Origin of the sequence: Citrobacter sp. CK189 (assembly GCF_030333505.1) — a bacterium.
GTDB classification, from domain to species: domain Bacteria; phylum Pseudomonadota; class Gammaproteobacteria; order Enterobacterales; family Enterobacteriaceae; genus Citrobacter_B; species Citrobacter_B koseri.
Genome location: NZ_JAOWFV010000032.1, coordinates 82,687 through 107,015 on the forward strand (window position 1 = coordinate 82,687; position 24,329 = coordinate 107,015).

At 54.7% G+C, this 24,329-nt stretch carries 21 protein-coding genes; 10 read left to right on the top strand and 11 right to left on the bottom strand.

What is annotated here, in order from left to right; genetic code table 11:
• Positions 1 to 3 precede the first annotated feature (3 nt).
• From betA to OGV83_RS01890, 3 genes are all read left to right on the top strand, one after another.
• A complete protein-coding gene (betA, locus tag OGV83_RS01880; RefSeq protein WP_058668741.1) occupies positions 4 to 1,680 on the top strand; it encodes a choline dehydrogenase in 1,677 nt (558 codons plus the stop codon).
• 108 nt (positions 1,681 to 1,788) lie between these two features.
• Positions 1,789 to 2,907: a YbdK family carboxylate-amine ligase gene (locus tag OGV83_RS01885; protein ID WP_286463069.1), complete on the top strand. Its 1,119-nt coding sequence runs from the start codon at positions 1,789 to 1,791 to the stop codon at positions 2,905 to 2,907.
• 65 nt (positions 2,908 to 2,972) lie between these two features.
• The gene (locus tag OGV83_RS01890; protein ID WP_012133415.1) at positions 2,973 to 3,221 is read left to right on the top strand and encodes a DUF1158 domain-containing protein; all 249 of its coding nucleotides are present in this window, start codon (positions 2,973 to 2,975) and stop codon (positions 3,219 to 3,221) included.
• Here the strand turns inward: OGV83_RS01890 and OGV83_RS01895 are convergent.
• On the bottom strand, positions 3,150 to 4,775 hold the full coding sequence (locus OGV83_RS01895; protein ID WP_047458262.1) for an alpha/beta hydrolase-fold protein: 1,626 nt from the start codon (positions 4,773 to 4,775) through the stop codon (positions 3,150 to 3,152). The genes OGV83_RS01890 and OGV83_RS01895 overlap by 72 nt on opposite strands.
• A 157-nt stretch (positions 4,776 to 4,932) precedes the next feature.
• Here OGV83_RS01895 and OGV83_RS01900 point away from each other — a divergent pair, with 157 nt between their 5' ends.
• A complete protein-coding gene (locus OGV83_RS01900) occupies positions 4,933 to 7,077 on the top strand; it encodes a TonB-dependent siderophore receptor (protein ID WP_060815872.1) in 2,145 nt (714 codons plus the stop codon).
• Between the two features lie 36 nt (positions 7,078 to 7,113).
• On the opposite strand, the gene OGV83_RS01905 is transcribed toward OGV83_RS01900, so the two are convergent.
• Together OGV83_RS01905 and OGV83_RS01910 are read right to left on the bottom strand one after the other, a co-directional pair.
• Entirely contained in the window at positions 7,114 to 7,455 is a 342-nt protein-coding gene (locus OGV83_RS01905) for a RamA family antibiotic efflux transcriptional regulator (protein WP_024130566.1), read from the bottom strand.
• A 29-nt stretch (positions 7,456 to 7,484) separates the two neighbouring features.
• A complete protein-coding gene (locus OGV83_RS01910) occupies positions 7,485 to 8,585 on the bottom strand; it encodes an MBL fold metallo-hydrolase (RefSeq protein ID WP_012133420.1) in 1,101 nt (366 codons plus the stop codon).
• 190 nt (positions 8,586 to 8,775) lie between these two features.
• Between OGV83_RS01910 and OGV83_RS01915 the strand changes: the two genes are divergently transcribed.
• The 3 genes from OGV83_RS01915 to nfsB all read left to right on the top strand — a co-directional run bounded on the left by OGV83_RS01915 (position 8,776) and on the right by nfsB (position 10,499).
• Positions 8,776 to 9,357: a TetR/AcrR family transcriptional regulator gene (locus OGV83_RS01915; protein ID WP_012133421.1), complete on the top strand. Its 582-nt coding sequence runs from the start codon at positions 8,776 to 8,778 to the stop codon at positions 9,355 to 9,357.
• Positions 9,357 to 9,725 (top strand): MmcQ/YjbR family DNA-binding protein, encoded by a 369-nt coding sequence (locus OGV83_RS01920; RefSeq protein WP_058668738.1) that lies wholly within the window; start codon positions 9,357 to 9,359, stop codon positions 9,723 to 9,725. The genes OGV83_RS01915 and OGV83_RS01920 overlap by 1 nt, the downstream gene beginning before the upstream one ends.
• A gap of 120 nt (positions 9,726 to 9,845) precedes the next feature.
• The gene (nfsB, locus tag OGV83_RS01925; protein WP_047458272.1) at positions 9,846 to 10,499 is read left to right on the top strand and encodes an oxygen-insensitive NAD(P)H nitroreductase; all 654 of its coding nucleotides are present in this window, start codon (positions 9,846 to 9,848) and stop codon (positions 10,497 to 10,499) included.
• Positions 10,500 to 10,652: 153 nt separating this feature from the next.
• On the opposite strand, the gene OGV83_RS01930 is transcribed toward nfsB, so the two are convergent.
• Complete coding sequence (locus OGV83_RS01930) at positions 10,653 to 11,519, bottom strand: helix-turn-helix transcriptional regulator (RefSeq protein ID WP_012133425.1); 867 nt, start codon at positions 11,517 to 11,519, stop codon at positions 10,653 to 10,655.
• Positions 11,520 to 11,626: 107 nt separating this feature from the next.
• On the opposite strand from OGV83_RS01930, the gene OGV83_RS01935 reads away from it, so the two are divergent.
• The gene (locus OGV83_RS01935) at positions 11,627 to 13,063 is read left to right on the top strand and encodes an MFS transporter (protein ID WP_286463070.1); all 1,437 of its coding nucleotides are present in this window, start codon (positions 11,627 to 11,629) and stop codon (positions 13,061 to 13,063) included.
• Positions 13,064 to 13,137: 74 nt separating this feature from the next.
• Positions 13,138 to 14,382: a mechanosensitive ion channel family protein gene (locus tag OGV83_RS01940; RefSeq protein WP_012133427.1), complete on the top strand. Its 1,245-nt coding sequence runs from the start codon at positions 13,138 to 13,140 to the stop codon at positions 14,380 to 14,382.
• Between the two features lie 2 nt (positions 14,383 to 14,384).
• Here the strand turns inward: OGV83_RS01940 and OGV83_RS01945 are convergent, their stop codons facing one another.
• The 6 genes from OGV83_RS01945 to OGV83_RS01970 form a co-directional block, all read right to left on the bottom strand.
• Positions 14,385 to 15,365 carry a LacI family DNA-binding transcriptional regulator gene (locus OGV83_RS01945; protein WP_071259815.1) on the bottom strand — a complete coding sequence of 327 codons (981 nt, stop codon included), beginning with the start codon at positions 15,363 to 15,365 and terminating at the stop codon, positions 14,385 to 14,387.
• A 77-nt stretch (positions 15,366 to 15,442) separates the two neighbouring features.
• Positions 15,443 to 16,594, bottom strand: a complete 1,152-nt coding sequence (locus tag OGV83_RS01950; RefSeq protein WP_286463072.1) for a Gfo/Idh/MocA family protein — start codon at positions 16,592 to 16,594, stop codon at positions 15,443 to 15,445.
• Positions 16,591 to 17,619: a sugar phosphate isomerase/epimerase family protein gene (locus tag OGV83_RS01955; RefSeq protein ID WP_060815862.1), complete on the bottom strand. Its 1,029-nt coding sequence runs from the start codon at positions 17,617 to 17,619 to the stop codon at positions 16,591 to 16,593. The genes OGV83_RS01950 and OGV83_RS01955 overlap by 4 nt, the downstream gene beginning before the upstream one ends.
• Positions 17,620 to 17,634: 15 nt before the next feature.
• On the bottom strand, positions 17,635 to 18,876 hold the full coding sequence (locus OGV83_RS01960) for an MFS transporter (protein ID WP_286463076.1): 1,242 nt from the start codon (positions 18,874 to 18,876) through the stop codon (positions 17,635 to 17,637).
• A gap of 198 nt (positions 18,877 to 19,074) precedes the next feature.
• Positions 19,075 to 20,469, bottom strand: a complete 1,395-nt coding sequence (pheP, locus tag OGV83_RS01965) for a phenylalanine transporter (RefSeq protein WP_286463078.1) — start codon at positions 20,467 to 20,469, stop codon at positions 19,075 to 19,077.
• Between the two features lie 125 nt (positions 20,470 to 20,594).
• The gene (locus OGV83_RS01970; RefSeq protein ID WP_286463080.1) at positions 20,595 to 21,680 is read right to left on the bottom strand and encodes a YncE family protein; all 1,086 of its coding nucleotides are present in this window, start codon (positions 21,678 to 21,680) and stop codon (positions 20,595 to 20,597) included.
• Between the two features lie 407 nt (positions 21,681 to 22,087).
• Here OGV83_RS01970 and OGV83_RS01975 point away from each other — a divergent pair, with 407 nt between their 5' ends.
• Positions 22,088 to 23,263, top strand: coding sequence for a coiled-coil domain-containing protein (locus tag OGV83_RS01975; RefSeq protein WP_058668734.1), 1,176 nt, complete (start codon positions 22,088 to 22,090; stop codon positions 23,261 to 23,263).
• Between the two features lie 53 nt (positions 23,264 to 23,316).
• On the opposite strand, the gene OGV83_RS01980 is transcribed toward OGV83_RS01975, so the two are convergent.
• Positions 23,317 to 24,012: a flagellar brake protein gene (locus OGV83_RS01980; protein ID WP_058668733.1), complete on the bottom strand. Its 696-nt coding sequence runs from the start codon at positions 24,010 to 24,012 to the stop codon at positions 23,317 to 23,319.
• Positions 24,013 to 24,329: the final 317 nt, after the last annotated feature.

Here is a 24,329-nt window from a genome sequence, read left to right on the forward strand (position 1 = left end):
TGTTTGCATTTTGACTACATCATTATTGGCGCCGGTTCGGCGGGCAACGTACTGGCAACACGGCTGACTGAAGACAGCGACACCACCGTGTTGCTGCTGGAAGCGGGCGGCCCGGACTACCGTGCGGATTTCCGCACCCAGATGCCTGCCGCGCTGGCGTTTCCGCTACAGGGTAAACGTTATAACTGGGCGTATGAGACCGAACCGGAGCCGCATATGAACTACCGCCGCATGGAGTGCGGCCGTGGTAAAGGGCTGGGCGGCTCATCGCTGATTAACGGCATGTGTTACATTCGCGGCAACGCGATGGATCTCGACAACTGGGCGCAGGAGCCAGGCCTCGAACACTGGAGTTACCTCAACTGCCTGCCCTATTACCGCAAGGCGGAAACCCGTGATATCGGCCCCAACGACTACCACGGCGGCGACGGCCCGGTAAGCGTCGCCACGCCAAAGCACAATAACAACCCACTGTTCCATGCGATGATAGAAGCAGGCGTCCAGGCGGGATATCCACGTACCGACGACCTCAACGGCTATCAGCAGGAGGGGTTTGGGCCGATGGACAGAACCGTGACGCCGCAAGGACGACGCGCCAGTACGGCACGCGGGTATCTCGATCAGGCCAAAGGTCGGCCGAATCTGACCATCATCACCCATGCGCTGACCGACCATATTCTATTCGAAGGTAAAAAAGCGTCAGGCGTTGAGTGGCTGGAAGGCGACAGCACCATCCCGACCCGGGCGACGGCGCGTAAAGAGGTGTTGCTGTGCGCGGGCGCCATTGCGTCGCCGCAAATCCTGCAACGCTCCGGCGTGGGTGACGCATCGCTACTGAAAGCGTTTGATATTCCGCTGGTGCACCACCTGCCGGGCGTGGGTGAAAACTTGCAGGACCATCTGGAGATGTATCTACAGTATGAGTGCAAAGAACCCGTCTCTCTCTACCCGGCGTTGCAATGGTGGAACCAGCCGAAAATTGGCGCTGAGTGGTTATTTGGCGGCACCGGCGTGGGCGCCAGCAACCATTTTGAGGCAGGTGGATTTATCCGCAGCAGCGAAGCGTTTAGCTGGCCGAATATTCAGTATCACTTCCTGCCAGTGGCGATTAATTACAACGGCTCGAATGCGGTGAAAGAACACGGTTTTCAGTGTCATGTCGGTTCGATGCGCTCACCCAGCCGTGGGCATGTGCACATTAAATCGCGCGATCCGCGCGAGCATCCGGCCATTCTGTTTAACTATATGTCTACCGGGCAGGACTGGCAGGAGTTCCGCGATGCCATACGCATCACGCGTGAAATCATCAACCAGCCTGCGCTGGACAAATACCGTGGACGCGAAATCAGCCCCGGCATTACGTGCCAGACCGACGAACAGCTGGATGCGTTTGTGCGCGACCACGCGGAGACCGCGTTTCATCCTTGCGGCACCTGCAAGATGGGTTACGACGAAATGGCGGTAGTCGACGGCGAAGGCCGGGTTCACGGCGTGGAAAATCTGCGCGTGGTGGACGCCTCCATTATGCCGCAAATTATCACCGGCAACCTGAACGCCACCACCATTATGATCGGCGAGAAGATGGCCGATGCGATTCGTGGCCGCGAACCGCTGGCAAAGAGCACCGCGAGCTATTACGTCGCAGGTGATGCGCCCGTGCGTCAGCCGCCGCTGCGTTAATCCCACCTCTTTTTCCCGCTCTGCTGCTGAGCGGGAAAAGACCACGCCCCCCTCCTCCTCCTCCCTGACATCTATACTCAACGCAACGCCCTGACAAAAGAGAACGTTATGCCGCTACCCGATTTTCACGTTTCCGAACCGTTTACGCTGGGAATTGAACTGGAAATGCAGGTGGTCAATCCGCCGGGTTACGATTTAAGCCAGGACTCTTCCACCCTGATTGACGCCGTCAAATCCCAACTCACCGCCGGAGAAGTGAAGCACGATATCACCGAAAGCATGCTTGAGATGGCGACGGGAGTCTGCCGCAACATTGACCAGGCGGCGGCGCAGTTCTCCGCCATGCAGAAGGCGATTTTGCAGGCTGCCGCAGACCATCATCTTGAAATCTGCGGCGGGGGCACGCACCCTTTTCAAAAATGGCAGCGCCAGGAGGTGTGCGACAATGCGCGCTACCAGCGTACGCTGGAAAACTTCGGTTATCTGATTCAGCAGGCGACGGTATTTGGTCAGCACGTCCATATTGGATGCGCTAACGGTGATGACGCTATCTACCTCCTGCATGGTCTGTCGCGCTTTGTTCCTCACTTTATTGCGCTGGCGGCGGCATCGCCGTATATGCAAGGGTCAGATACCCGTTTTTCCAGCGCCCGGCTGAATATCTTCTCAAGCTTTCCTGATAACGGCCCGATGCCGTGGGCCAGCGACTGGCAGGAATGTGAAGGGCTGTTCCGCCGCCTCGCGTACACCAGCATGATCGACAGCATCAAAGATCTGCACTGGGATATCCGTCCCAGCCCTCACTTCGGCACGGTAGAAGTTCGGGTAATGGATACGCCTCTGACCCTTGCTCATGCGGTCAATATCGCGGGGCTGATTCAGGCGACGGCCCACTGGCTGCTGACCGAGCGCCCGTTCAGGCATCAGGAGCGGGATTATCTGCTGTACAAGTTCAACCGCTTTCAGGCCTGTCGGTATGGTCTGGAGGGAACATTGACCGATGTCCACACCGGCGACCATCACCTGCTGTCTGATGACACGCTGCGCCTGCTGGAGAATGTCGCCTCCTCCGCAGATAACGTCGGCGCCGCCAGCGCCATTAACGCTCTGCGCCTACAGGTGAAAAACGGGCTGAATGAAGCGCGGCAGATGCGGGAGTTTGTGACGGATGGCGGTTCACTGATTGGGCTGGTGAAAAAACATTGCGAGATCTGGGCGGGTCAGTAGGCGACGATTTGCGTTACCCGGCGATATCCCGGACAATGGCTTTTTAACTCAAGTTTAACAATGCCATGAAACACCCGCTTGAATCGTTGATGACCGCTGCTGGCATCCTGCTGATGGCTTTTCTCTCCTGCCTGCTGCTGCCTGTGCCCTCGCCTGGCATGGTACTGGCGCAAAAGCTGGTTGCGACCTTCCATTTAATGGATCTCAACCAGCTTTACACCCTGCTGTTTTGCCTGTGGTTTTTAACGCTTGGCGCTCTCGAATATTTCGTGATCCGCTTTATCTGGCGTCGCTGGTTTTCGCTGGCTGACTAAGCCGGTGAAATCCCGCATACCGTGAACCAGCGCTTCACACCACGCGGCGTAATCGTGTCCGCTTGACCACGGATGAAAACTCACCGGATAGCCTTTTTCACGTAGTACCTGCGAAAATTCCAGCGTGTTGCGATAAATACCGCCGTCCGGGCCTTTGGTTTCAAAGCGGCCAGCCTGCAACCAGAAGCGGACAGGATAACGCGGCGAATTCTGGTACTGACGCGTCAGCCAGCTGGCCTCCTCGTCTTTTGGCGCCCACCAGTACGAACCGGATAAACTCAGCACGTTACCGAACAGACGCGGATAGCGCAACGCGACCCAGGATGACGCCAGCCCGCCATAGCTGGAGCCCGCCAGCACCGTTTTTTGTCGTTGCGTAGTCACCCCCTGCTGACGCAGCCAGGGCAATAATTCATGCGCCATAAAGTCGGCAAAATCAGGGTTCGGCGGCAGCTCTTTCGCCCGTCTGGCGTGATCGAGCGTATCAATAAACACCACGTTTATCGGCGGCAGTTGATGGCGCGCGATCAGCCCATCCAGCACGCGATCGATATGGTAATCATCAAGATACGTTTTGCCGTCAAACAGCATCAGCGTCCAGCGTGCCGGTTGCGCGCTGTGTGGGCGATAAATCGCAATTTCACGACTGTTGCCCAGACGTTCGCTGAACAATGTTTTGCGCGTAAGCGAACCGTAACGAACAGGCTGCGCGGTAGCTTGCGCAGAGCAAAAGCGCGCGGGACTCAGATCGAGAAGGGAAAACTGATTCCAGCGATCGGCATACTTCTCGCCAAGCGTCAGCGGGTTAAGCGGATCTCTCTGCGCGCTGACCAGAATCGCCCGCCGCTGATCGCGCGGCGAACCGTTCACCAACGGAACATCCGGCGCCAGTTTGTACTGCATTACCGTATCCGCAGGCACCACATAGCTGCGGAACCAGACGTCGGAATCGCCCAGGCGGAACAGGGGATCGTGATCGCCTGCCGGAGAACCGAGAATAAAAACGTTCTGCTTCGCACCGCGCCACAGAAACGTAACCCGCTTATGGCTGTCGTCAACTGGCTCCACCAGCGGCGTGCCGTTGCGCTGTAGATCCTGCCAGAAATGGGCGGTTCCGGCTCCTGCCGCCAGCGCTTTTTCCAGTTGCTGCAAGGTTGGGCTGACGGGAGCGACGCGCTGTATTTTCGGCAGCGGCGTGGTCTCTTTCATCTGCCATGTAAACCGCCAGCGAGCGCCCTCATTACCGTGCAACACCAGCGAGGTGGCCTGTTGTACCGGCAAAGAAAACAACAGCTGATGCTCGCCATCGGCCGGGCCGCCTTCCAGTAAAGTACGGATGCGACGGTTCTGGCCGTCCAGCAAACGAGCATCGGTAATCCCCGACAGGGTGGCCGAAACATAATTTTCACTCAGCGCGGGAAGCACAAAGCAGATCTCGCCGCTGGCATCAAATTTCCCCTGCTGCTCTCCCTGAACGGAGGGCGTCGAACACGGCATCGCCTGAGCCGACATCGTCCCCAGCCCAATCACCAAACCACTCCATGCCATCTTCATTAACGGTGCTTTCCTGATGAAATTTGTTAACAACGCTAATGCAAATGGTAATGATTTGCAATAACATCTGTCGCGTTTAATGAGGATGGCAGTCCGGCATTTGTCTGACAGGACGACCGGACAATTTCAGGTATGGCATAGAAAAGGATGCTAAATGATATTTAAAAATAACAAGATAATGCAGCTCTGGGTTCTCAGTCTGGCGACCGTCAGTACGACGACGTTTGCCAAAACGCAGGAGGAGACCATTCTGGTGACGCAAGGCGTCAGCCAGGAACCCACTGCGCCGGTGAAGGGAATGGTGGCGACCAAAACCCTGTCGGCAACCAAAACCTCCGCGGAGCTGGTGAAAACGCCGCAGTCCGTCTCCGTCGTTACCCGCGACCAGATGGACGCGCTGGACGCCACCTCCGTCTCCCAGGCGCTACGCTACACCGCCGGGGCATTTACGGAGTATCGCGGCTCATCCAACCGTAACGATGAAGTGTTTGTACGCGGCTTCAGCTACGTTCCTAAATTCCTTGATGGTCTGAGCTTTGGCGCAACGGCGTCATCGCAAACCGGCACCGTTGATCCGTGGCTGCTGGAGCGGGTAGAGCTGGTACGCGGCCCGGCTTCGGTTCTGTTTGGCCAGGTGAACCCCGGCGGGCTTATCAGCATGACCAGCAAACGCCCCACCAGCGAACCGATTCATAAGGTTCAGTTCAGCACCGGTAATCGCGATCTGGCGGAAGGCGCATTTGATTTCGGCGGCCCGCTGAGCGATGACGGCCGGGTATTGTATCGCCTGAACGGGATCGCCCGCACTCAGCATAACCAGGTTGAAGACTATAAAGATTCGCGCGTCGCGATTGCTCCGGCTATCACCTGGTATCCAAACGATCAGACCCGTTTCACACTGCTGACCAGCTACCAGAAAGATCCCGATGCGGGCTACCGTAACTTCCTGCCTGCTTATGGCACCGTCACCAGCGCTAACGGAAAATATATTCCGCTCGATTTTAACGTCAGCGATCCTGATTACGATCAGTCATGGCGTGAGCAGACGATGGTGGGTTATGAGTTTGAACATCAGTTCAATGACATGATGACCTTCCGCCAGAATGCCCGCTATGCCAGCATCAAGCAAAAATACCGCTATCTGGTTTACTTCAACAGCAAACCGGAAAGCACGCTGCTCAGCCGTCGCGCCCAGCATGAGGAGCGCACGACCAATGAGTTTGGCATTGATAACCAACTGGAAGCACAGTTTGCGACCGCGCAGATGAACCATACGCTGCTCGGCGGGCTGGATTACAAGTCCAGCAACGACAAGCAACTGTTAATGCGCGGTTCCGGCTCGCAGTACGATATGGACTGGACGCACCCGGTTTATGGCGTAAACGTCGATGAAAGCACCTTCAGCCCCGCCAGCCACGAACAGCAGAACCTCGATCAGATGGGCCTCTATTTGCAGGATCAGATGAGCTGGAACAACTGGGAGCTGCTGCTCTCCGGGCGCTATGACTGGACGGAAGTTCGCACCACCGATTACATCAACAGTGAGAAAACGCAGCAGAACGACAACAAGTTCACCTGGCGTACCGGCTTGCTGTATGCCTTTGATTTCGGCCTCTCGCCATACATCAGCTACAGCACCTCGTATGAGCCTAATCTGCAAACCAACCGCGCGCCGGGCAGCGCGCCGTTTAAACCCACCACCGGTAAACAAACCGAAGTGGGCGTGAAGTATCAGCCGGTGGATAACACGCTGATGTCGCTGGCGTTATACGATCTCAAACAGAGCAATGTGTCCACTTACAACAGCACGCTGGGCTGGTTCGAAAACGCAGGGGAAGTGCGTTCCAAAGGCGTGGAAGCGGAAATTCACTCTTCACTGTGGGATAGCGTCAACCTGATTGGTTCGTATACCTACACGGATGCGGAAACCGTCAACACTACGGTAGCGGGTACGGAAGGGAAAACGCCTGCCCGTATTCCTGCCCACATGGCTTCCGCCTTCGCCAGTTATACCTTCCCCGGCGGCCCGCTGAAAAGCCTGACGACCGGCGTGGGCGTACGCTACATCGGCACCAGCTACGGCGATGCGAAAAACACCTTTAAAGTGCCGGCAGTGGATCTGTATGACGCGATGGTGAGCTACGAACTGGGAGAACTGAACAGCAGCCTGAAAGGCGCAGCCGTACAGTTTAATGTCAATAATATCGCCGATACGAAATACGTGGCCTCTTGCGCCAGCGACACCGCCTGCTTCTATGGCGTAGGTCGCACGGTTACGGCAACAGTGAGCTATTCCTGGTAAGAAAGATTCCCGGCAGCCAGGCGCTGCCGGGGAAACTCAGTGCGTACGGCTGTGATTCTCTTTACGGTAGGCACCCGGCGGCTGATTAAAGGTTCGGGTGAAGATCCGCGTAAAGGTCTGCTGCGAATCAAAACCGTACTTCAGGCAGATGTCATACACCCTTTGGTCGGTATCGCGTAAATCACGCGCCGCCAGCCGCAGCTTACGCTCCCGGATATAGCGCCCCAGACTCTCCCCTTTGTACTGCATAAACAGGCGTTGCAGATGCCATTTGGAGTACCCGGCGTGGCGGGCAATATCATCAATGCGCAACGGTTGATTTAAATTATCATCAATCCACTCGACAATAGTGTCGATTACCTGAGCGGAAATGGTCATCGTGCTCTCCCCCTCCGAAAAATGGTCGCTTATTCCCACCAGGCCGTAAACTGCTGGGTCGGATCGGCCAACATCACCGGTTCTCCCAGCGTCGGCGTCAGCAGACGGTAGCGTTTATGACGACTCGCCAGCGCCAGACGTTTATACGGATCGTCCCAGCTGTGTTTCGCCAGGACAAAACGCCCGGCATGACCGGGTAAAATCGCTTTTGCGCGCAGGTCCTGCGCCGCCTGCGCGGTCTCTTCCGGCATCATGTGAATGTATCGCCAGTCCCGGTCGTACTGACCGTTTTCCATGATGGCCAGATCGACTGAGCCGAACTGTTCTCCAATCGCCTTAAAATGCGGCCCGTAACCGGAGTCCCCGCTGTAATAAACCTTCTGTTCAGGCGTCTCAAACATAAAACTCGCCCACAGCGTCTGGTTACGTTTGAGCCCCCGACCAGAAAAATGGCGCGCGGGCAGGACGTGGATCAGCAGCGCGTCATCGATCCTGACGGACTGGTTCCAGTCGCGCTCGTCGATAATCCCGCCATTCATGCCCCAGTAGCGCAAATGCGATCCCACACCCAGCGGCGTAATGACTCGCTTAATCTTCGGCATCAGCGCTTTGATGGTGGCGTAGTCCAGATGGTCATAGTGATCGTGCGAGATGATCAGCAGGTCGATCTCCGGCATATTTTGCGCCGTCCAGGGGTAGTCTCCGGCAAAGGCTTTATTCAGAAACGAAAACGGCGCGGCATAGCTGCTGAATACCGGGTCGATCAGAATGCGTTTTCCCGCCAGTTGCAGATACCAGGAGGAATGGCCCAGCCAGATGAGCGTGTCCCGATCGCGCGGTACGCTGGCGAGATCGGTGTTTACCAGCGGCAACGGTTGGGCAGGCCGCGCGTTTTCACGTTTAGCGACCAGAAACTCCCACCATGCGGCGAGCATCCCCTTATCCCCGGTGTAACCGGGAGTGGGTAATTGATTATGAAACTGTCCATCACGATAGTGTGGAGACTGTTCCACCAGGCTCAGTTGAGCGCCCTGCGGCACCTGACCAAACCCGGCGTTAAGGACAAACGGCAGACTCGCTGTAGAAGCAATAAGCATAATAACAACCACACAAATTGTGAGACGCTTCATATCCTGATCCGAAAACGCGCCCCTTTCCGCTGGTTTGCGCGACTGTCACTTGATTATGAGTGAGTAAGCACTCATTATAGAAAGCGAAGGAATCTCGTCAAGATGATTTTCAATCTTTGACATTCACCGTTGCGGCGCTGCAAAGAGCGTGTTTCAATCATGTTTTTTACATCATTAAGGGTAAAGTGTAGTGGCTCGTCCGAAGAGTGAAGACAAAAAACTGGCGTTACTGGAAGCCGCAACAAAAGCGATCGCGCAATCCGGCATTGCCGCCTCCACCGCCGTCATTGCTCGCAACGCAGGTGTTGCTGAGGGAACATTGTTTCGCTATTTCGCGACAAAAGATGACTTAATCAACGAGCTTTATCTGCATTTGAAGCAGGATCTCTGCCAGTCGATGATGGCGAATCTGGACCGCTCAATCACCGACACCAGGACCATGACGCACTTTATCTGGAACAGCTACATCAACTGGGGTCTGAACAACACTAACGGGCACCGCACCATCCGCCAGCTTGCGGTTAGTGAGAAAATCACGAAAGAAACCGAGCAACTGGCAGACGATATGTTCCCGGAACTGCGCGATCTCTGCCATCGTTCGGTTCTGCCCATTTTCATGTCTGACGAATACCGCGCCTTTGGCGATGCCCTGTTCCTCACCCTGGCGGAAACCACGATGGAATTTGCCGCCCGCGATCCGGCCCACGCAAATGAGTACATCTCGCTGGGTTTTGAAGCGATGTGGCGCGCCCTCACCCGCGAGGAAAAATAATGGACGGCCAGACGCTGCATCGTTGTGCGAAACGCATCGCGCTCGAACTGCCTTTCACCGAACACTGCTGGCCGTTCGGCCCGGAGTTTGATGTCTTTAAAGTCGGCGGCAAGATATTCATGATCGTTTCAGAACAACGCGGCCGTCGGTTTGTGAACCTGAAGTCCGATCCACAGAAATCCCTGTTAAATCAGCAGATTTATCGCAGTATTGAACCCGGTTACCACATGAACAAAAAACACTGGATTTCCGTTTACGCAGGAGACGATATCACGCCGTCGCTGCTCGCCGACCTGATCGGCGACTCCTGGAATCTGGTGGTGGATGGTCTGGCTAAAAAAGATCAAAAGCGTCTGCGCCCCACCTGATTTATCGTTGATATCGATAAGTGTTTTCGCATTTTTCTCTCTTATCTTTTATGCGCTAACCCTGTACCCTGCTGGCACGAAAACGCACCCGCAGGGTATTAAAAAACATCAGGAGTATTTATGGATATCGTTTCTGTCGCCTTAAAACGCTACTCCACTAAGGCGTTCGATCCCAGCAAACAACTGACCGCAGACGAAGCGGAAAAACTCAAAACATTGCTGCAATATAGCCCTTCCAGCACCAACTCTCAGCCGTGGCATTTCATCGTCGCCAGCACCGAAGAAGGGAAAGCGCGCGTTGCGAAATCCGCCGCTGGTAATTTCGTGTTTAACGAGCGCAAAATGCTGGATGCTTCCCATGTCGTCGTGTTTTGCGCAAAAACCGCAATGGACGACGCCTGGCTGGATCGCGTTGTCGATCAGGAAGATGCTGATGGCCGTTTTGCCACGCCGGAAGCCAAAGCGGCAAATAACAAAGGCCGTCGCTTTTTCGCGGATCTGCACCGCCGCGACCTGAAAGATGACGATCAGTGGATGGCGAAACAGGTATACCTGAACGTTGGCAACTTCCTGCTGGGCGTCGCCGCGATGGGTCTGGACGCCGTACCGATTGAAGGCTTCGACGCCGCGGTTCTTGACGCTGAATTTGGCCTGAAAGAGAAAGGTTATACCAGCCTGGTCGTGGTGCCTGTCGGCCATCACAGCGTAGAAGATTTTAACGCTGCGCTGCCGAAATCCCGCCTGCCGCAGGAAACCACCCTGACGGAAGTCTGATTTCTTGTTATGCCGGATGGCGGCTGCGCCTTATCCGGCCTACAGAGCTGACGGAAGTCTGATTTCTTGTTATGCCGGATGGCGGCTGCGCCTTATCCGGCCTACGAAGCACGTGTTATTGTAGGCCCGGTAAGCGTAGCGCCACCGGGCCTTTTACTGCTTATCCAGCCACGCCAGCGCCTGTTCTCCGGCCTCATCCATCGGTAAATACACCAACAACCGGGAGCCGTTACGCGGTGCGGAATACCAGTACATCTGCTGCAAACTAAAACGCCCTAACCGGGGATGGAGAAAATTCTTCACCTGGTTTTCCACGCCACGCACTTCATAACGCTGATGCCATAACGCTTCAAACTCGGAAGATGCGGCGAAAAAGCGCGCCAGTTTATTTTCCCACCTCGGATCGCCACGGTGTTCCGCCATTGCCGCACGGAAATAAGAGACAAACGTCGGCAGCACGTCGCGGTTTTCTATGCGACTGCGCCAGGTTTCGTTGGTGAGGTAGAGGTAAATACAGTTGCGATCGTCATCCGGGATCGTGGCAAAATCCACGCCCATCAGCCGACAAAAACTCTCATTCCACGCCACAATATCAAAATTAGGTTTCTGAATGCTGGCTGGCTGCGGCATCAGGCTATCAAGCATACGGCGGGTTCCCGCACTGATCCCCTCGCACACGGTGATCTGCGTCGATTCCGGCGGCGTCAGCCCGGCCAGTACAAACAGGTGTCGGGTTTCCAGCGGGCTGCATTGCAGCGCATTCGCAACGCCAACCAGTACCGACTCAGAGGGATTCACCTCCCGCCCCTGTTCCAGCCAGGTGTACCAGGTCACGCCAACTTCCGCCAGCATCGCCACCTCTTCGCGGCGCAGACCGGGCGTTCGCCGCCGACCGACGCGCGGCAGCCCCATACGTTGCGGATCGAGGCTTTCCCGCCGGGCGCGTAAAAATGCGCCGAGCTGCTTCCGGTTGTCTGCGGGTTGCATCACCGTGGGCTCACGTCGCGTCATCACCGTCATATTACCTCCAGCATGGTAGTACCAATACCAGTATAACCAGGAACTGGTACCCGTTTAATTCTTCAGTAATGCTACGTCCATCTGTTGAATGACGCAATGGAGTTACCATGAATACGTCAGTCGTTTCACTCAGTCGCACCGGGCTATCGCTCTTGCTGACAGGCCAAATGCTGCCGCTTATTGATACATCGATTACCAACGTCGCCCTGGAGTCCATTACCCGCTCTTTGCAGGCGACAACGACGCAACTGGAGTTAATTGTCGCCCTCTATGGGATAACGTTCGCGGTCTGTCTGGCGCTGGGGAGCAAGCTCGGCGATAACTACGGTCGCCGCCGCCTGTTTATGTGGGGAGTCGCATTCTTTGGCGTCGCCTCCCTGTTCTGCGGTCTGGCGAACTCTATTCACATGCTGCTGGGCGCCCGTATTTTGCAGGGGGCTGGCGCAGCGTTGATCGTGCCGCAAATTCTCGCCACGCTTCACGTCACGCTAAAAGGAAGCGCGCACGCAAAGGCCATCAGTTTGTATGGCGGTATTGGCGGCATTGCCTTTATCGTCGGCCAAATGGGCGGTGGCTGGCTGGTCTCGGCGGATATCGCCGGGCTTGGCTGGCGCAACGCATTTTTTATTAATGTCCCGGTCTGCCTTCTGGTACTGGCATTCAGCCGCCGCTACGTTCCCGAAACGGCCAGCGGAACCCGCGCCGACATCGACTGGTTGGGCACCGTCTGTCTGGCCGCCATCCTCTGCTGCCTGCTTTTTCCTATGGCGCTGGGGCCAGAAACCGGCTGGCCCTGGCAGGCTCAGGCGGCGCTATTTGCCATTCTCCCGCTGGGATGGTGGATGCGTAAAAATGCGCTCCGGCAGGAGCTGCGCCACCAGCACCCGCTTCTGCCGCCGCGCCTGTTACGGCTGACCAGCATCCGTTTCGGCATTCTGATCGCATTGCTGTTTTTTAGCGCATGGTCGGGTTTTATGTTCTGTATGGCGCTGACTCTGCAAATGGGTCTGGGGATGGCGCCGTGGGAATCCGGTAACAGCTTTATCGCCCTCGGCGCGGCCTATTTCATCTCGGCCTGCTACGCACCGCGATTGATTGCGCGCTACAGCATGGGGCGCATTCTGTTGATGGGTCTGGCGATCCAGATAGTCGGCTTAGCCGGGTTAATGATGACCTTCTGGCATTCGGGCATGCAAACATCCACCTTCGCGCTGGCGCCGGCAACGGCCCTGATAGGTTATGGACAGGCGCTGATCGTGAACAGCTTTTATCGTATCGGCATGCGCGATATCAGCACGCAGGATGCCGGAGCTGGAAGCGCTATTTTAAGCACGTTGCAGCAAGCCACATTGGGGCTTGGCCCGGCGGTGCTGGGGGCGTTATTTTTGCATCTGCAACACAATAGTCACGGCGATTATACGCAGTCGGTGATCGGTTTTCTGGCCGTCGAAGCCGCCATGATGCTCAGTCTGGTTCTGGCGACATTATGGTTTCGCCGCGCATTGAATATCAATGCAACCCGCCCCTGTATGGCGTCAAAATAGCAAACCTGCGCCGCGCAATTTGCATAATATCCGCACAGCGGTCATCATAGACCGCTGTTTATAAAGGAGACGTTATGCAGGAATTAATATCTCAGGTAGAAGAACTCGGGATCGAAATGAATCACACCACCTCGCTGGTGATGATTTTTGGCATTATTTTTCTCACTGCCATCATTGTGCATATTATTTTGCATTGGGTGGTGCTGCGAGCCTTTGAAAAGCGCGCCAGCGCCAGTTCACGCCTGTGGCTGCAAATCATTACCCAGAATAAATTATTTCACCGCCTGGCGTTTACGCTCCAGGGGATTATCGTCAATATTCAGGCTGTGCTCTGGCTACAAAAGGGGACTGAGGCGGCTGAGATATTAACCACCTGCGCACAACTGTGGATCATGATGTATGCCCTGTTGTCCGTCTTTTCGTTACTGGATGTTATTCTCAACCTGTCGCAAAAATTCCCGGCGGCCTCTCAGCTTCCGCTGAAAGGGATATTCCAGGGCATCAAACTCATCGGCGCCATTATCATCGGTATTTTGATGATCTCCCTGCTGATAGGTCAGTCTCCGGCCATTCTCATTAGCGGTCTCGGCGCGATGGCCGCCGTCTTAATGCTGGTGTTTAAAGACCCCATTCTCGGTCTGGTCGCGGGTATACAGCTTTCAGCGAACGATATGTTGAAGCTTGGCGACTGGCTGGAAATGCCGAAATACGGCGCGGACGGCGCGGTGATCGATATCGGCTTAACCACCGTGAAAGTGCGCAACTGGGATAATACCATTACCACCATCCCCACCTGGTCCCTGGTTTCGGACTCTTTCAAAAACTGGAGCGGCATGTCCGCCTCTGGCGGTCGCCGAATTAAACGCAGCATCAGTATCGACGCCACCAGCATTCATTTTCTTGATGAGGATGAGCAGCAGCGTTTATATAAAGCGCATTTGTTAAAGCCCTATTTAACCACCCGTCATCAGGAAATCCAGGAATGGAACCAACAGCAGACTGCGCCGGAATCCGTACTCAATCATCGTCGAATGACCAATATTGGCACTTTCCGCGCCTACCTGAATGAATATTTACGCCACCATCCGCGTATCCGCAAAGATATGACCATGATGGTACGCCAGCTTGCGCCGGACGATCAGGGTTTACCCATTGAGATTTACGCGTTTACCAATACCGTGGTGTGGCTGGAATATGAAAGTATTCAGGCCGATATTTTCGACCACATTTTTGCCGTGGTCGAAGAGTTTGGCTTACGGATTCACCAGTCCCCTACAGGAAACGATATTCGCGCGCTGTCCGGGGCGTTTCAGCGCTAATATCAGGTACTGGCGCGGGAAATATAGCGCCAGTCCATCATCACCCTTTCGGTTGACGCATCCGGGTGTTCAATCCGGTTCAGCAGCAGCCCGACCGCTTTACGGCCAATATCGCGGGAAGGCTGCTCGATAGTGGTCAGTTGCGGGGAGACCATCTCCGCCAGCTCCGTACCGTCAAAACCCACGACGGCGATATCCTGCGGGATGCGCAATCCGGCGTTGGCAATGGCGCGCATGGCGCCTGCCGCCAGGGTATCCGATACCGCAAAAACCGCATCCGGGCGCGTTTCTGCCGCCAGCAAAACGTCCATCGCCGCCATTCCGGCGCTGGAACTCAGTTCGCTGGCATACTCTACCGCCTGATAATCCAGAGACCAGGCATGAAGCGCCGCCTTATACCCCCGTTCCCTCAGACGCGCATATTTATAGCTTAAGTCATGGTTGATCAGCGCAATCCGCTGATACCCCTTTTCGACCAGATGGGAGATGACCGACTGTGCGGCATCAACGTCATTGATCCCCACACAGGAGACCGCGCCTTTATCGGCGTATTCCGCGCACTGCACCCACGGCGCATCGCCGATCATGGTGGTCAGCTCCGGTAATTTTGAAAACGCGTCCATAGTGATAATGCCATCGACAATTTTCCCCGAGAGCAGTTTCAGCGCCGATTTTGAACGCGCCATATCCGAGCCTGAATTACACAGCAGAATGCGATACCCGTTTTTCTCCGCCTCTTCTTCAATGCCCTTCACCACTTCTGCGCAAAAAGGGTTCGCAATATTTGAAACCATCACCAGAATCATTGAACTGCGCGCGGTGCGAAGCTGGCGCGCCAGCAGGTTGGGCTGATAGTTACTTTCCTTGATGGCTTGCAGCACGCGCTCGCGGTTTTTGGCTTTGACGGTATCACTGTTATTGAGCACGCGTGATACCGTCGCCACCGACACACCGGCGAGCTGGGCGATTTTTTGAATAGACATAACGGCGACACATCCTGCGGTTTGCGCTTTGTGTTGAGGCTACCATAAAATCGCCCTCCGGCGAACCGGGCGAAGGTTTACCGCATCACGCTCACCCACCGCTGGTGTTGATGGCTTTTCACAATGGCGTCAATGATATACATCACGTCAGCACCGTCCGCGAACGAGGCAAAACGACGCACCTCCGGCGCGGGCATTTTTCCTGCCTGCACCGCAAGATAAAACTGCTGCATCATGTTTTTAAAGGCATCCGGCCAGCCCTCAATATGCCCACCGGGAAAGTGCGCGCTGCCAGCCACATCCGCGTTCATTAATCCGGGGTCGTCCGTCAGGATCTGATTCGCCTGCTGCCGGTGGCCGATCCACAACTGCTGCGGCACTTCCTGATCCCAGGCCAGCGAACAGTGACTGCCGTTAATCTCAAATGTCAGCTGGTTTTTCCGCCCGGCGCTCACCTGTGAAACGCTGAAACAGCCTTTGCTGCCGTCATCAAAACGCACCAGTACCGCGCCTCTGTCTTCCGTACTGACCGGTTTATCTACCCACTGGCGCTCCGTGAGCGGCTGAGTAAACGTCGAGTTCCCTTCCACGCTGGCCTTACGCGTTGGCCAGACCGTGGCGAGATCCGCCATCACCTCCACAATCCGCTTTCCGGTAACAAACTGCACCGTGTCGCACCAGTGTGAACCGATATCCGCCACCGCGCGTGAGCCCCCGCCAAGCGCAGGGTCTACGCGCCAGTTATAGTCGGTTTCCAGCAGCATCCAGTCCTGCAAATAACTGCCCTGCACGGAAAACTGCCGCCCGACGCTCCCGGCGCGTACCATGCTGGCGGCCTGCTGCACCATCGCAAACTGCCGGTAGACAAAACTCACGCCATGCACCACCCCCGCCTGCTCCGCCAGCGCGGCCAGTTCACGCGCTTCATCCGGCGTCATGCAGAGCGGTTTTTCGGAGAACACAGACAACCCCGCCCGCAACGCCTGGCGATTGATGTCGGCATGAAGGTGGTTTGGCGTGCAGTTGTGTACCACCTGCAATCCCGGATGCGCCAGTAATGCCTCCACGCTGCCGTAAGCGTGCGGAACGTTTAGCGCCCGGGCTTTCTCCTGCGCCTTCTCCAGCGAACTGTCGCAAAGCGCAACCACCGATACGTTTCCCGGTCGGCGCAAGGCTTCAATATGCGCAGGGCCAATAAACCCGGTTCCGATAATGCCAACCTGAATCATTTACGTACCTCATCACCCGCAGCGAAATCATCAAACGCATGCTCCGAAACCGGAATAATATGACGGCGAATAAATTCACTGCCCTCACGCGCGCCGGTGGCGGCTTCTTTCAGGCAGCACTCCCACTCCAGTACCGCCCAGCCGGGGTAATCATATTGGGCGAACTTGCTGAACAGCGTTTTGAAATCCACCTGTCCGTCGCCCGGCGAACGAAACCGCCCGGCCCGTTCAATCCAGGGTTGATACCCGCCGTATACGCCGCTACGGCTGCTGGCGCGATACTCGGCATCTTTCACATGAAACGCTTTAATGCGCGAGTGGTACACATCCACAAAGCCCAGATAATCCATCTGTTGCAGCAGCAGGTGGCTGGGATCGTACAGAATATGGCAACGCGGATGATCGTCGACCAGTGCTAAAAAACGCTCGAACGTGACGCCATCGTGCAAATCTTCGCTGGGGTGAATCTCATAACACACGTCCACGCCATGCTCATCAAAGCAGTCGAGAATCGGTCGCCAGCGGCGCGCCAGTTCGCTGAACGCCTCGTCAAAACGCTGACGATTATGCGGCGGCCAGGGGTAAAAATAGGGCCAGGCGAGCGAACCTGAGAAGGTGGCATGTGCGGTCAGCCCCAGTTTTTGCGAAGCGGCGGCAGCCTGTTGCAACGTCTGCGTCGCCCATGCCTGTCGCGCCTGCGGGTTTCCGCGCACCGACGGCGGCGCAAAACCGGCAAACGCCTCATCATAGGCCGGGTGTACCGCAATCAGTTGACCTTCAAGATGGGTCGATAATTCACTGATGACCAGGCCGTGATCCGCCAGCATCCCGCGAATATCATCACAGTAGGTCTGGCTCACGGCGGCCTGTTCAACATCAAACAACGCTTTATGATTGCAGGGGATCTGCAAGGCCTTATAACCCAGCCCTGCCGCCCAACCGGCCAGCCCTTCCAGCGTATTAAACGGGGGTTGCCCCCCGATAAACTGCGCCAGAAAAATACCCGGTCCCTTAATGGTTCTCATAACCCCTCCTGAAAATTACGCCTGCTCTTTTTCGTCATACTTGAAAGCGAAAAGGAAAATCGCGGCAATCACCGCAGCGGCCACTGCCGGGAGCCACCAGAACGTCACCCAGGCCTGGGGAACCGCCTGCCCCGCCACCAGGCGGTTGTACAGCGCGCCGGAAATCTGCGAGCCGAGCAGCATACCGATGCCATAGGTAAACATGACGATCATACTTTGCGCCTGCCCTTTCACCTTTTCTCCGGCAATGCGGTCGGTATAGATAAAACCCACCACAAAGAAAAAGTCATAGCACACGCCATGAAGCAAAATACCGAGATAGAGCAGGAAGCGCCCCTCTTCGCTGATGCCGAGCGCAAAGAAGGCATAACGGACAAACCAGGCGCACATCCCGATCAGCAGCATGTATTTCACCCCCAGACGGCGGAACAGGAAGGGGATCACCAGCATAAAGACGATTTCGGACATCTGGCCGAATGACATCGCGGTGCTGACATCGCCCACGCCAGCATCCGCCAGGAACGAGGCGGTATAGGCGTAGTAAGTTCCCAGCGGCACGGAGATTAACGTCGCGCAAAGCGAGAACACAAAGAAGTGGCGGGTCTTGAGTAATGCAAACGCATCAGCGCAAAAAAGATCGCGTATCTTCACCGGCAACCCCTTCGCTGGCGCAGGGGTGTGCGGCAGCGTCAGGCTGTAGAGCGCCAGAATCACAGAGCAGAGCGCGGCAAGCGTGAAGATCCCGGTGGTGTCGGAAATCCCCGTCACGCCGATAAAAATACCGGCCACAATCCAGCCAATCGTGCCGAACACGCGTACAACCGGGAAGGTTTTATCTTTATCTGACAGGCTATGAAAGGCGATGTTGTTGGTCAGCGCCAGCGTTGGCATGTAGCACAGCGTATAGCCAAACAGCAGCCCGATGAGCAATGCCCCGTTTTGCGCCACCAGCGCCTGCGGCACAAACCACAGAATCGCCGCCCCCACCACATGCATCACCGCCATCACTTTTTGCGACGCAAAGAAGCGATCCACCAGCATCCCCAGTACAAACGGCGACAGGATGGAGGCGATCGGCCCGGCGGAAAACGCATCGCCAATCAGCAGCGACATGTTGTACTGGGTCATCACCAGCCCCAGCGTCACCGACCAGCTCCCCCAGATGAAGAACTGTAAGAACATCATTAACGACAGTCTCGGCACCAGCAGCCGGTACTGTACGGTCTGTTTTCCACTACTTTCGGTTGTCGACACCATTTTTTTGCCTCACCTTTAAAAAGTAATCGATTACAAATAAACTCAAAATGAAAAGTAATCGATTACAAAACAAAGATCCTGCGGATCAAATAAGAATTGCGAGGAGAGTCACGATAAAGGTGAAGTGTGGCGCGGCGCGCGATATTGCGGGTGGCGGCTGTGCAGGCCCGGTAAGCGCAACGCCACCGGGCAGCAGGATTAACGGGTTTTACGGCGCAGTAATTTAAAGGCAACGAACAGGAACAGTATCCATACCGGCAGCAATATCGCCGACATGCGCATATCGTCAATGGTACACATCAGAACCAGAATCATCGCCAGAAAAGCAATGCACAGGTAGTTCCCGGCAGGGTACAGCAACGCCCTGAACTGCGTGTCGCGACCTTTGCGCCGCATCGCCGCGCGAAAACGCAGGTGCGCCAGGCAGATCATAATCCAGTTCAGCAGCAGCGTGGCGACCACCAGCGCCATCAGTAAGCCAAAGGCTTTCTGCGGCAGCAGATAGTTGATGAGTACCACCAGCGAGGTGATAGCGCCAGAGAGCACCAACGAGTTCACCGGTACGCCACGGCGACTGACGCGGGTTAAAAACTTCGGCGCATTTCCCTGAACGGAAAGACCGAACAGCATACGGCTGTTGGAATAGACGCCGCTGTTATAAACCGACAGCGAGGCCACCAGAATGACAAAGTTCAGCGCAGAAGCCACCACGTTACTGTCGAGATTATGGAAAATCATCACGAACGGGCTGCTGTTGGATTGCACTTCCACCCACGGATAAAGCGCTAACAGCACCACCAGCGAACCGATATAAAACAGCAGAATACGGTAAACCACCTGATTCACCGCTTTTGGAATGCTTTTATGCGGATCGCGCGCTTCAGCGGCGGTGATCCCAATAAGCTCAAGCCCACCAAAAGAGAACATGATCACCGCCAGAGAGAGGATCAGCCCGTTCCAGCCGGTAGCGAAAAAGCCGTTGTAGCGCCAGAGATTCTCGATACTGGCATGTTCTCCCCCGTTACCAGAAAAGAGCATCCACAGGCCAAAGCCGATCATGCCGATAATCGCCAGCACTTTGATTAGCGCAAACCAGAACTCCGTTTCACCGTACAGGCGCACGTTCACGAGGTTAACGGCGTTGATGATAATGAAGAACGCGGCGGCCCAGATCCAGGTTGGAACATCGGGAAGCCAGTATTGCATATAGATACCGGCGGCGGTCAGTTCCGCCATCCCGACCAGTACGAACATGACCCAGTAGTTCCAGCCGGAAAGAAAACCGGCGAAGGGGCCCCAGTATCTGTATGCAAAGTGCGCGAAAGAGCCGGAAACGGGTTCTTCAACCACCATTTCACCCAGTTGGCGCATGATGAGGAAAGCGATAATTCCGGCGACGCCGTAACCCAGCAGAACCGCCGGGCCAGCCATTTGAATGGCGGGGCCAATCCCCAGAAACAGACCTGTACCAATTGCGCCGCCCAGCGCAATCAATTGAATATGGCGGTTTTGCAACCCCCGTTGAAGCGTCGGCTCTCCGTTCGACGCAGCATCAGGCAAACTGTTGCCAGATGCAGTTGACGCGTTTTTCACGCCCTACCCCTGTATCGTTTTTATTGAAGGGGCACCTTTTAACATTTCGCTATAGTTGCCGCAAGGCACAATCCTCAGGGATGCGCCAGGCATCCCTGCCTGACGCCCCGAGGCAACGCTATTTATTATTTGTTCAGATCAATACGCACCACGCTGTCTGGCGCATCAGTCGAGTGATCTTTATTGAATTTCTGTTTCACCGTGACATACAGCGTCTGACCATCGGCGGACAGCAGCAGGCTGTTTGGATTCGGCGGCAGATCCCAGGATTTCTTCACGCTGTAATCCGTCGCGTTGAGGCTGAGCAACTTCCCGGACTCACGCTGAGAAATATAAAGTTCATTGCGTTTCGGGTTGAATTTCACCGATAAGGAATCGCCCACATCCAACTGTTTGATGAGTTTGCCCGTATGGATATCCAGCACCAGCGTGGTTTTCGCTTTGGAGTTGTCGGTAACAAACAGGCGACCGGTTTGCGTATCTTCCGCCATATTCAGCAGCAGCGCCGGTTTATCACCCAGCGGTTTCCAGCGTTTTTCTACGCGCTGCGTGCGAGGATTGATAACCAGAATTTCACCGCCGCCATTCGCGGCATAGATACGCTGCGTGCTGTCAGAGTAGTGCAGACCGGTCATCCATTTACCGGTATTTTTGATGCGGGTTTTCAGCTTCAGGGTGTCGGCATCGACGACCCAGATCACCGCCGGATCGGCAACGGCGCCGATATACAGCAGGCCGTTATGCAGCAGAACCTGACGCACGCCGTACGGGAATCCTTCCGGGTTACGTTCCGGGAAGAGCACACGGTTTTTCACTTTGCCGTCGGCGGTATTCAGCGCGCTCACGCCGCCATCCAGCGAATTGGTGACATAGACGGTTTTACCGTCTGGCGAAATCGCCATACCGAAGTTTTTCAGGTCAGTGTGGCTGGCGCCAATGGTTTTCAGCGTCTTCGGGTCCAGTTTGTAGACCACCCCGCCCTGCACATCTTTAAAACCTTCGGCGCTGGCAACGTAAAGCGCATCGCCTGACGGGCTTAACGCCATTTCATACAGTCCATCGGCTAAATCACGTTTCTGAACATCGGTCGCAACGGCTGGCGCAGTCGGCGTTGCCTGCGGCGCAACGGGGGTTGAAGAACCGGAAGTGGCCGCACAACCACTTAATGCAACGGCAATCAGCAGAGCCAACGCGGATGTTGTCTTTTTCATTTTGGAAATCCTTACCTGGGTAATGTGAACCATGTGAAAAAAGCCTGATAACGTCCTTTGCACGCGGCAGTGACGTGATGAACCATCCGTGTAGAGAGGGAAAGTCTTACGAACCGTAAGCGCATTCGCCGCCAGGCCATTAAATAATAAAGAGAATGAGAACTATACTTATTCTCTTTAGCGAAGCAAGAATAATTCACCCGAAAGACGAAATTTCAAAACGGTGGTTTGAAGTACAAGCCAGATGGGCATACCAGGGCACGTCGTATAATTTTCATGAATTGTTCTGGACGAAAAGGCTTCACACACCACAGAATATGTTTTAATTTTTTTTCTATATTTTCAAACGCGTGAGTCGGATCTACTATCTGTCACTCGTTTTTGAGTCACGTCGGGCATCGGCTGTCATGAATAAAATCATTAAACGGTTAGAGATCGTCAAAAGCGCCATCGAACTTGAGGATGAGGAGATCATCCATCAGCAACTTGCGCACCTGAAAGACGCCTCTCTGGATGCGGCCATCGGCACCATTGCCCTGGCGATCGAGGAGCGACGTTTCGGCGACGCGATGCGTGAAATTGCCGCCTGGTTACAGTCCCAGCGCGCCGTCTCGACGTGGCAGGACCCCGGCATCGCCGCCAGCAAGCTGGAACTGAAAGCGCTCGAAACGCAGCTACGCGAGCTGATCGACAAACGCAATGCCCGCATCCAGATCCTCGACGACTTCAACGATTTGTATCACTTGCGCCTTGGCCCGCTCATGGGCCGTATTCTGGAGCTGCGCAAACAGCTGGCCGCCAGCGCGCAGCGTAGGCAAGAGGCCGAACTCAGACGACGTGAAAAGGACTATCAGTCCTGCCAGCAGTATATTTCTCAGGCTATCGATCAGTTAGTGAAGCTTAAACAGCACTGGGTAAGCCTTAGCTCAACCTCCCGGGAAGCGGTGGAAACCAGAGAGCGTATTCAGCAGCAGACGGAACTTATCACCTCCCTGCTGGCGGAAATTCGCGAGCTGGAGAATGATTTCTCGCGTCAGGATGACAGCGCAACCCGGCAGGCGCGTGAAGAGGCCGATCACGAATATGAGGAATATCAGGAGCAGCATCAGGATGCGCAGCACCGCTATGCGCGCGATCAGCGCCTCTCTGCTGATGAACGTAATGAGCTTAAACGCCTGTGGCGCCAGGCCAGCCGACTCTGCCACCCGGACGTGGTCGCCGATGAGCTGAAAGAAAAAGCGCACCAGATGATGGTTCAACTTAACCAGGCCAGGCAGAATGCCGACCTGGCCACGATCCGTTCGCTACTTACCCAGTTGCAAAGCGGTCTGGAGCCGATGATGGCGAGCGACAGGCTGAACAATCTTGCCCATCTGCGCAGTAAGATAGAGCAACTCAGAACGCAAATTAACGCCCTGCTCAAAGAGATAAGCGAGCTGGAAACGGAGAACGCCTGGCGTCTTGCCACATCCGTAACCGACAAAGAAGCGTACTTTGCCGAGCAGGAGCGCGCATTAGCGGAAATTCGCGATACGCTGGAAGTTCAGGTAAAACATGCGGAACAAGAGATCCTCGCCGGGTAAGGCGGAGCGTCAGGGAGGCTGCTCACAACATCATCATGACCACCCTTTACCCTTTATAGCCGTCGAACTTTATTGCCCATTAAAAAACTAATGATGATTCTTTCGATCTCTGCTTCTTCACGCGAATTTTTAAAATCAAAACGGCAGGAGACCTGATAACAGGAATACAGCTTATTCTCTGAATCAAATTCATTGACCATCACCACATCCACCACTTTTAAGTCGAGTTGCAAATAGCCGAATTGTTCAAAATCCAGAGACGCGCCTTTTATGACGGCATCTTTATAGAGAAAACGCGTATTCGCATCCTGCGCAATTAATGCGCATCCCCCCCTGGACATATTTTTAATTTTGAAAGAATAATTCTCTCCATTTTTATATCGTCCAAAGCAGTTGAAACTGTGTCCCTTCAGGAAGGAGAAGCGCTGATGCTGGCGTCGTTGTATAAGAAAGACCATCTCGGGAATGAAATACGCCAGCGCATTCTCCATGCCGTCTGACATTTCCTGATCAATTCTGGCGTTAAATTTTATAATTCCATTTTCACTATGGAGAATAAACGTTTGGATCTTTTTGGTGACAATATCCTTATGGTGAGGGATAACAAAATGTTCAAAATCAACTTTTTCCAGCTGCGTGACCACACTAGTGTTGGCATATTTAAGCTCTAGTTTAGTCTTCTTTAGTAGCTCTTCACGGAAAACAGCGATAATTTCAAACTTGTTATCCTTCATCAATCCAAAACTCATCAGCAAGTCCTTATTTTTTATTCGAGATACATCTCATTCTCGTTTATGTGAAAAACGCAAAATCGTCCCCCATCCCTAGCTTTTGATTACCATAATGGATTCCAGATCAAATAATTCGTGAGAAATTAAGTTTTTAACTATTTTTGCCGTTTTATTGATACATAAAAACATTCATAAATGATTAAAGTTAGCGTAACTTATGTGCTACACAATACAAATTTAACTCAAAATTATAACAATTTGGAATAACATCGCTGCTCGCGCCGCGATTCTGAAATAAAAAAAGAGGGATTGCAATATAAACTAAAGGAGTAGAC

Excerpts from the sequence above, each read along its gene's own strand:
- OGV83_RS01885 (WP_286463069.1), top strand. The coding sequence starts at position 1,789 with ATGCCGCTACCCGATTTTCACGTTTCCGAACCGTTTACGCTGGGAATT.
- OGV83_RS01890 (WP_012133415.1), top strand. The coding sequence starts at position 2,973 with ATGAAACACCCGCTTGAATCGTTGATGACCGCTGCTGGCATCCTGCTG.
- OGV83_RS01895 (WP_047458262.1), bottom strand. The coding sequence starts at position 4,775 with ATGAAGATGGCATGGAGTGGTTTGGTGATTGGGCTGGGGACGATGTCG.
- OGV83_RS01905 (WP_024130566.1), bottom strand. The coding sequence starts at position 7,455 with ATGACCATTTCCGCTCAGGTAATCGACACTATTGTCGAGTGGATTGAT.
- OGV83_RS01910 (WP_012133420.1), bottom strand. The coding sequence starts at position 8,585 with ATGAAGCGTCTCACAATTTGTGTGGTTGTTATTATGCTTATTGCTTCT.
- OGV83_RS01920 (WP_058668738.1), top strand. The coding sequence starts at position 9,357 with ATGGACGGCCAGACGCTGCATCGTTGTGCGAAACGCATCGCGCTCGAA.
- nfsB (WP_047458272.1), top strand. The coding sequence starts at position 9,846 with ATGGATATCGTTTCTGTCGCCTTAAAACGCTACTCCACTAAGGCGTTC.
- OGV83_RS01930 (WP_012133425.1), bottom strand. The coding sequence starts at position 11,519 with ATGACGGTGATGACGCGACGTGAGCCCACGGTGATGCAACCCGCAGAC.
- OGV83_RS01935 (WP_286463070.1), top strand. The coding sequence starts at position 11,627 with ATGAATACGTCAGTCGTTTCACTCAGTCGCACCGGGCTATCGCTCTTG.
- OGV83_RS01940 (WP_012133427.1), top strand. The coding sequence starts at position 13,138 with ATGCAGGAATTAATATCTCAGGTAGAAGAACTCGGGATCGAAATGAAT.
- OGV83_RS01945 (WP_071259815.1), bottom strand. The coding sequence starts at position 15,365 with ATGTCTATTCAAAAAATCGCCCAGCTCGCCGGTGTGTCGGTGGCGACG.
- OGV83_RS01950 (WP_286463072.1), bottom strand. The coding sequence starts at position 16,594 with ATGATTCAGGTTGGCATTATCGGAACCGGGTTTATTGGCCCTGCGCAT.
- OGV83_RS01955 (WP_060815862.1), bottom strand. The coding sequence starts at position 17,619 with ATGAGAACCATTAAGGGACCGGGTATTTTTCTGGCGCAGTTTATCGGG.
- OGV83_RS01960 (WP_286463076.1), bottom strand. The coding sequence starts at position 18,876 with ATGGTGTCGACAACCGAAAGTAGTGGAAAACAGACCGTACAGTACCGG.
- OGV83_RS01970 (WP_286463080.1), bottom strand. The coding sequence starts at position 21,680 with ATGAAAAAGACAACATCCGCGTTGGCTCTGCTGATTGCCGTTGCATTA.
- OGV83_RS01975 (WP_058668734.1), top strand. The coding sequence starts at position 22,088 with ATGAATAAAATCATTAAACGGTTAGAGATCGTCAAAAGCGCCATCGAA.
- OGV83_RS01980 (WP_058668733.1), bottom strand. The coding sequence starts at position 24,012 with ATGAGTTTTGGATTGATGAAGGATAACAAGTTTGAAATTATCGCTGTT.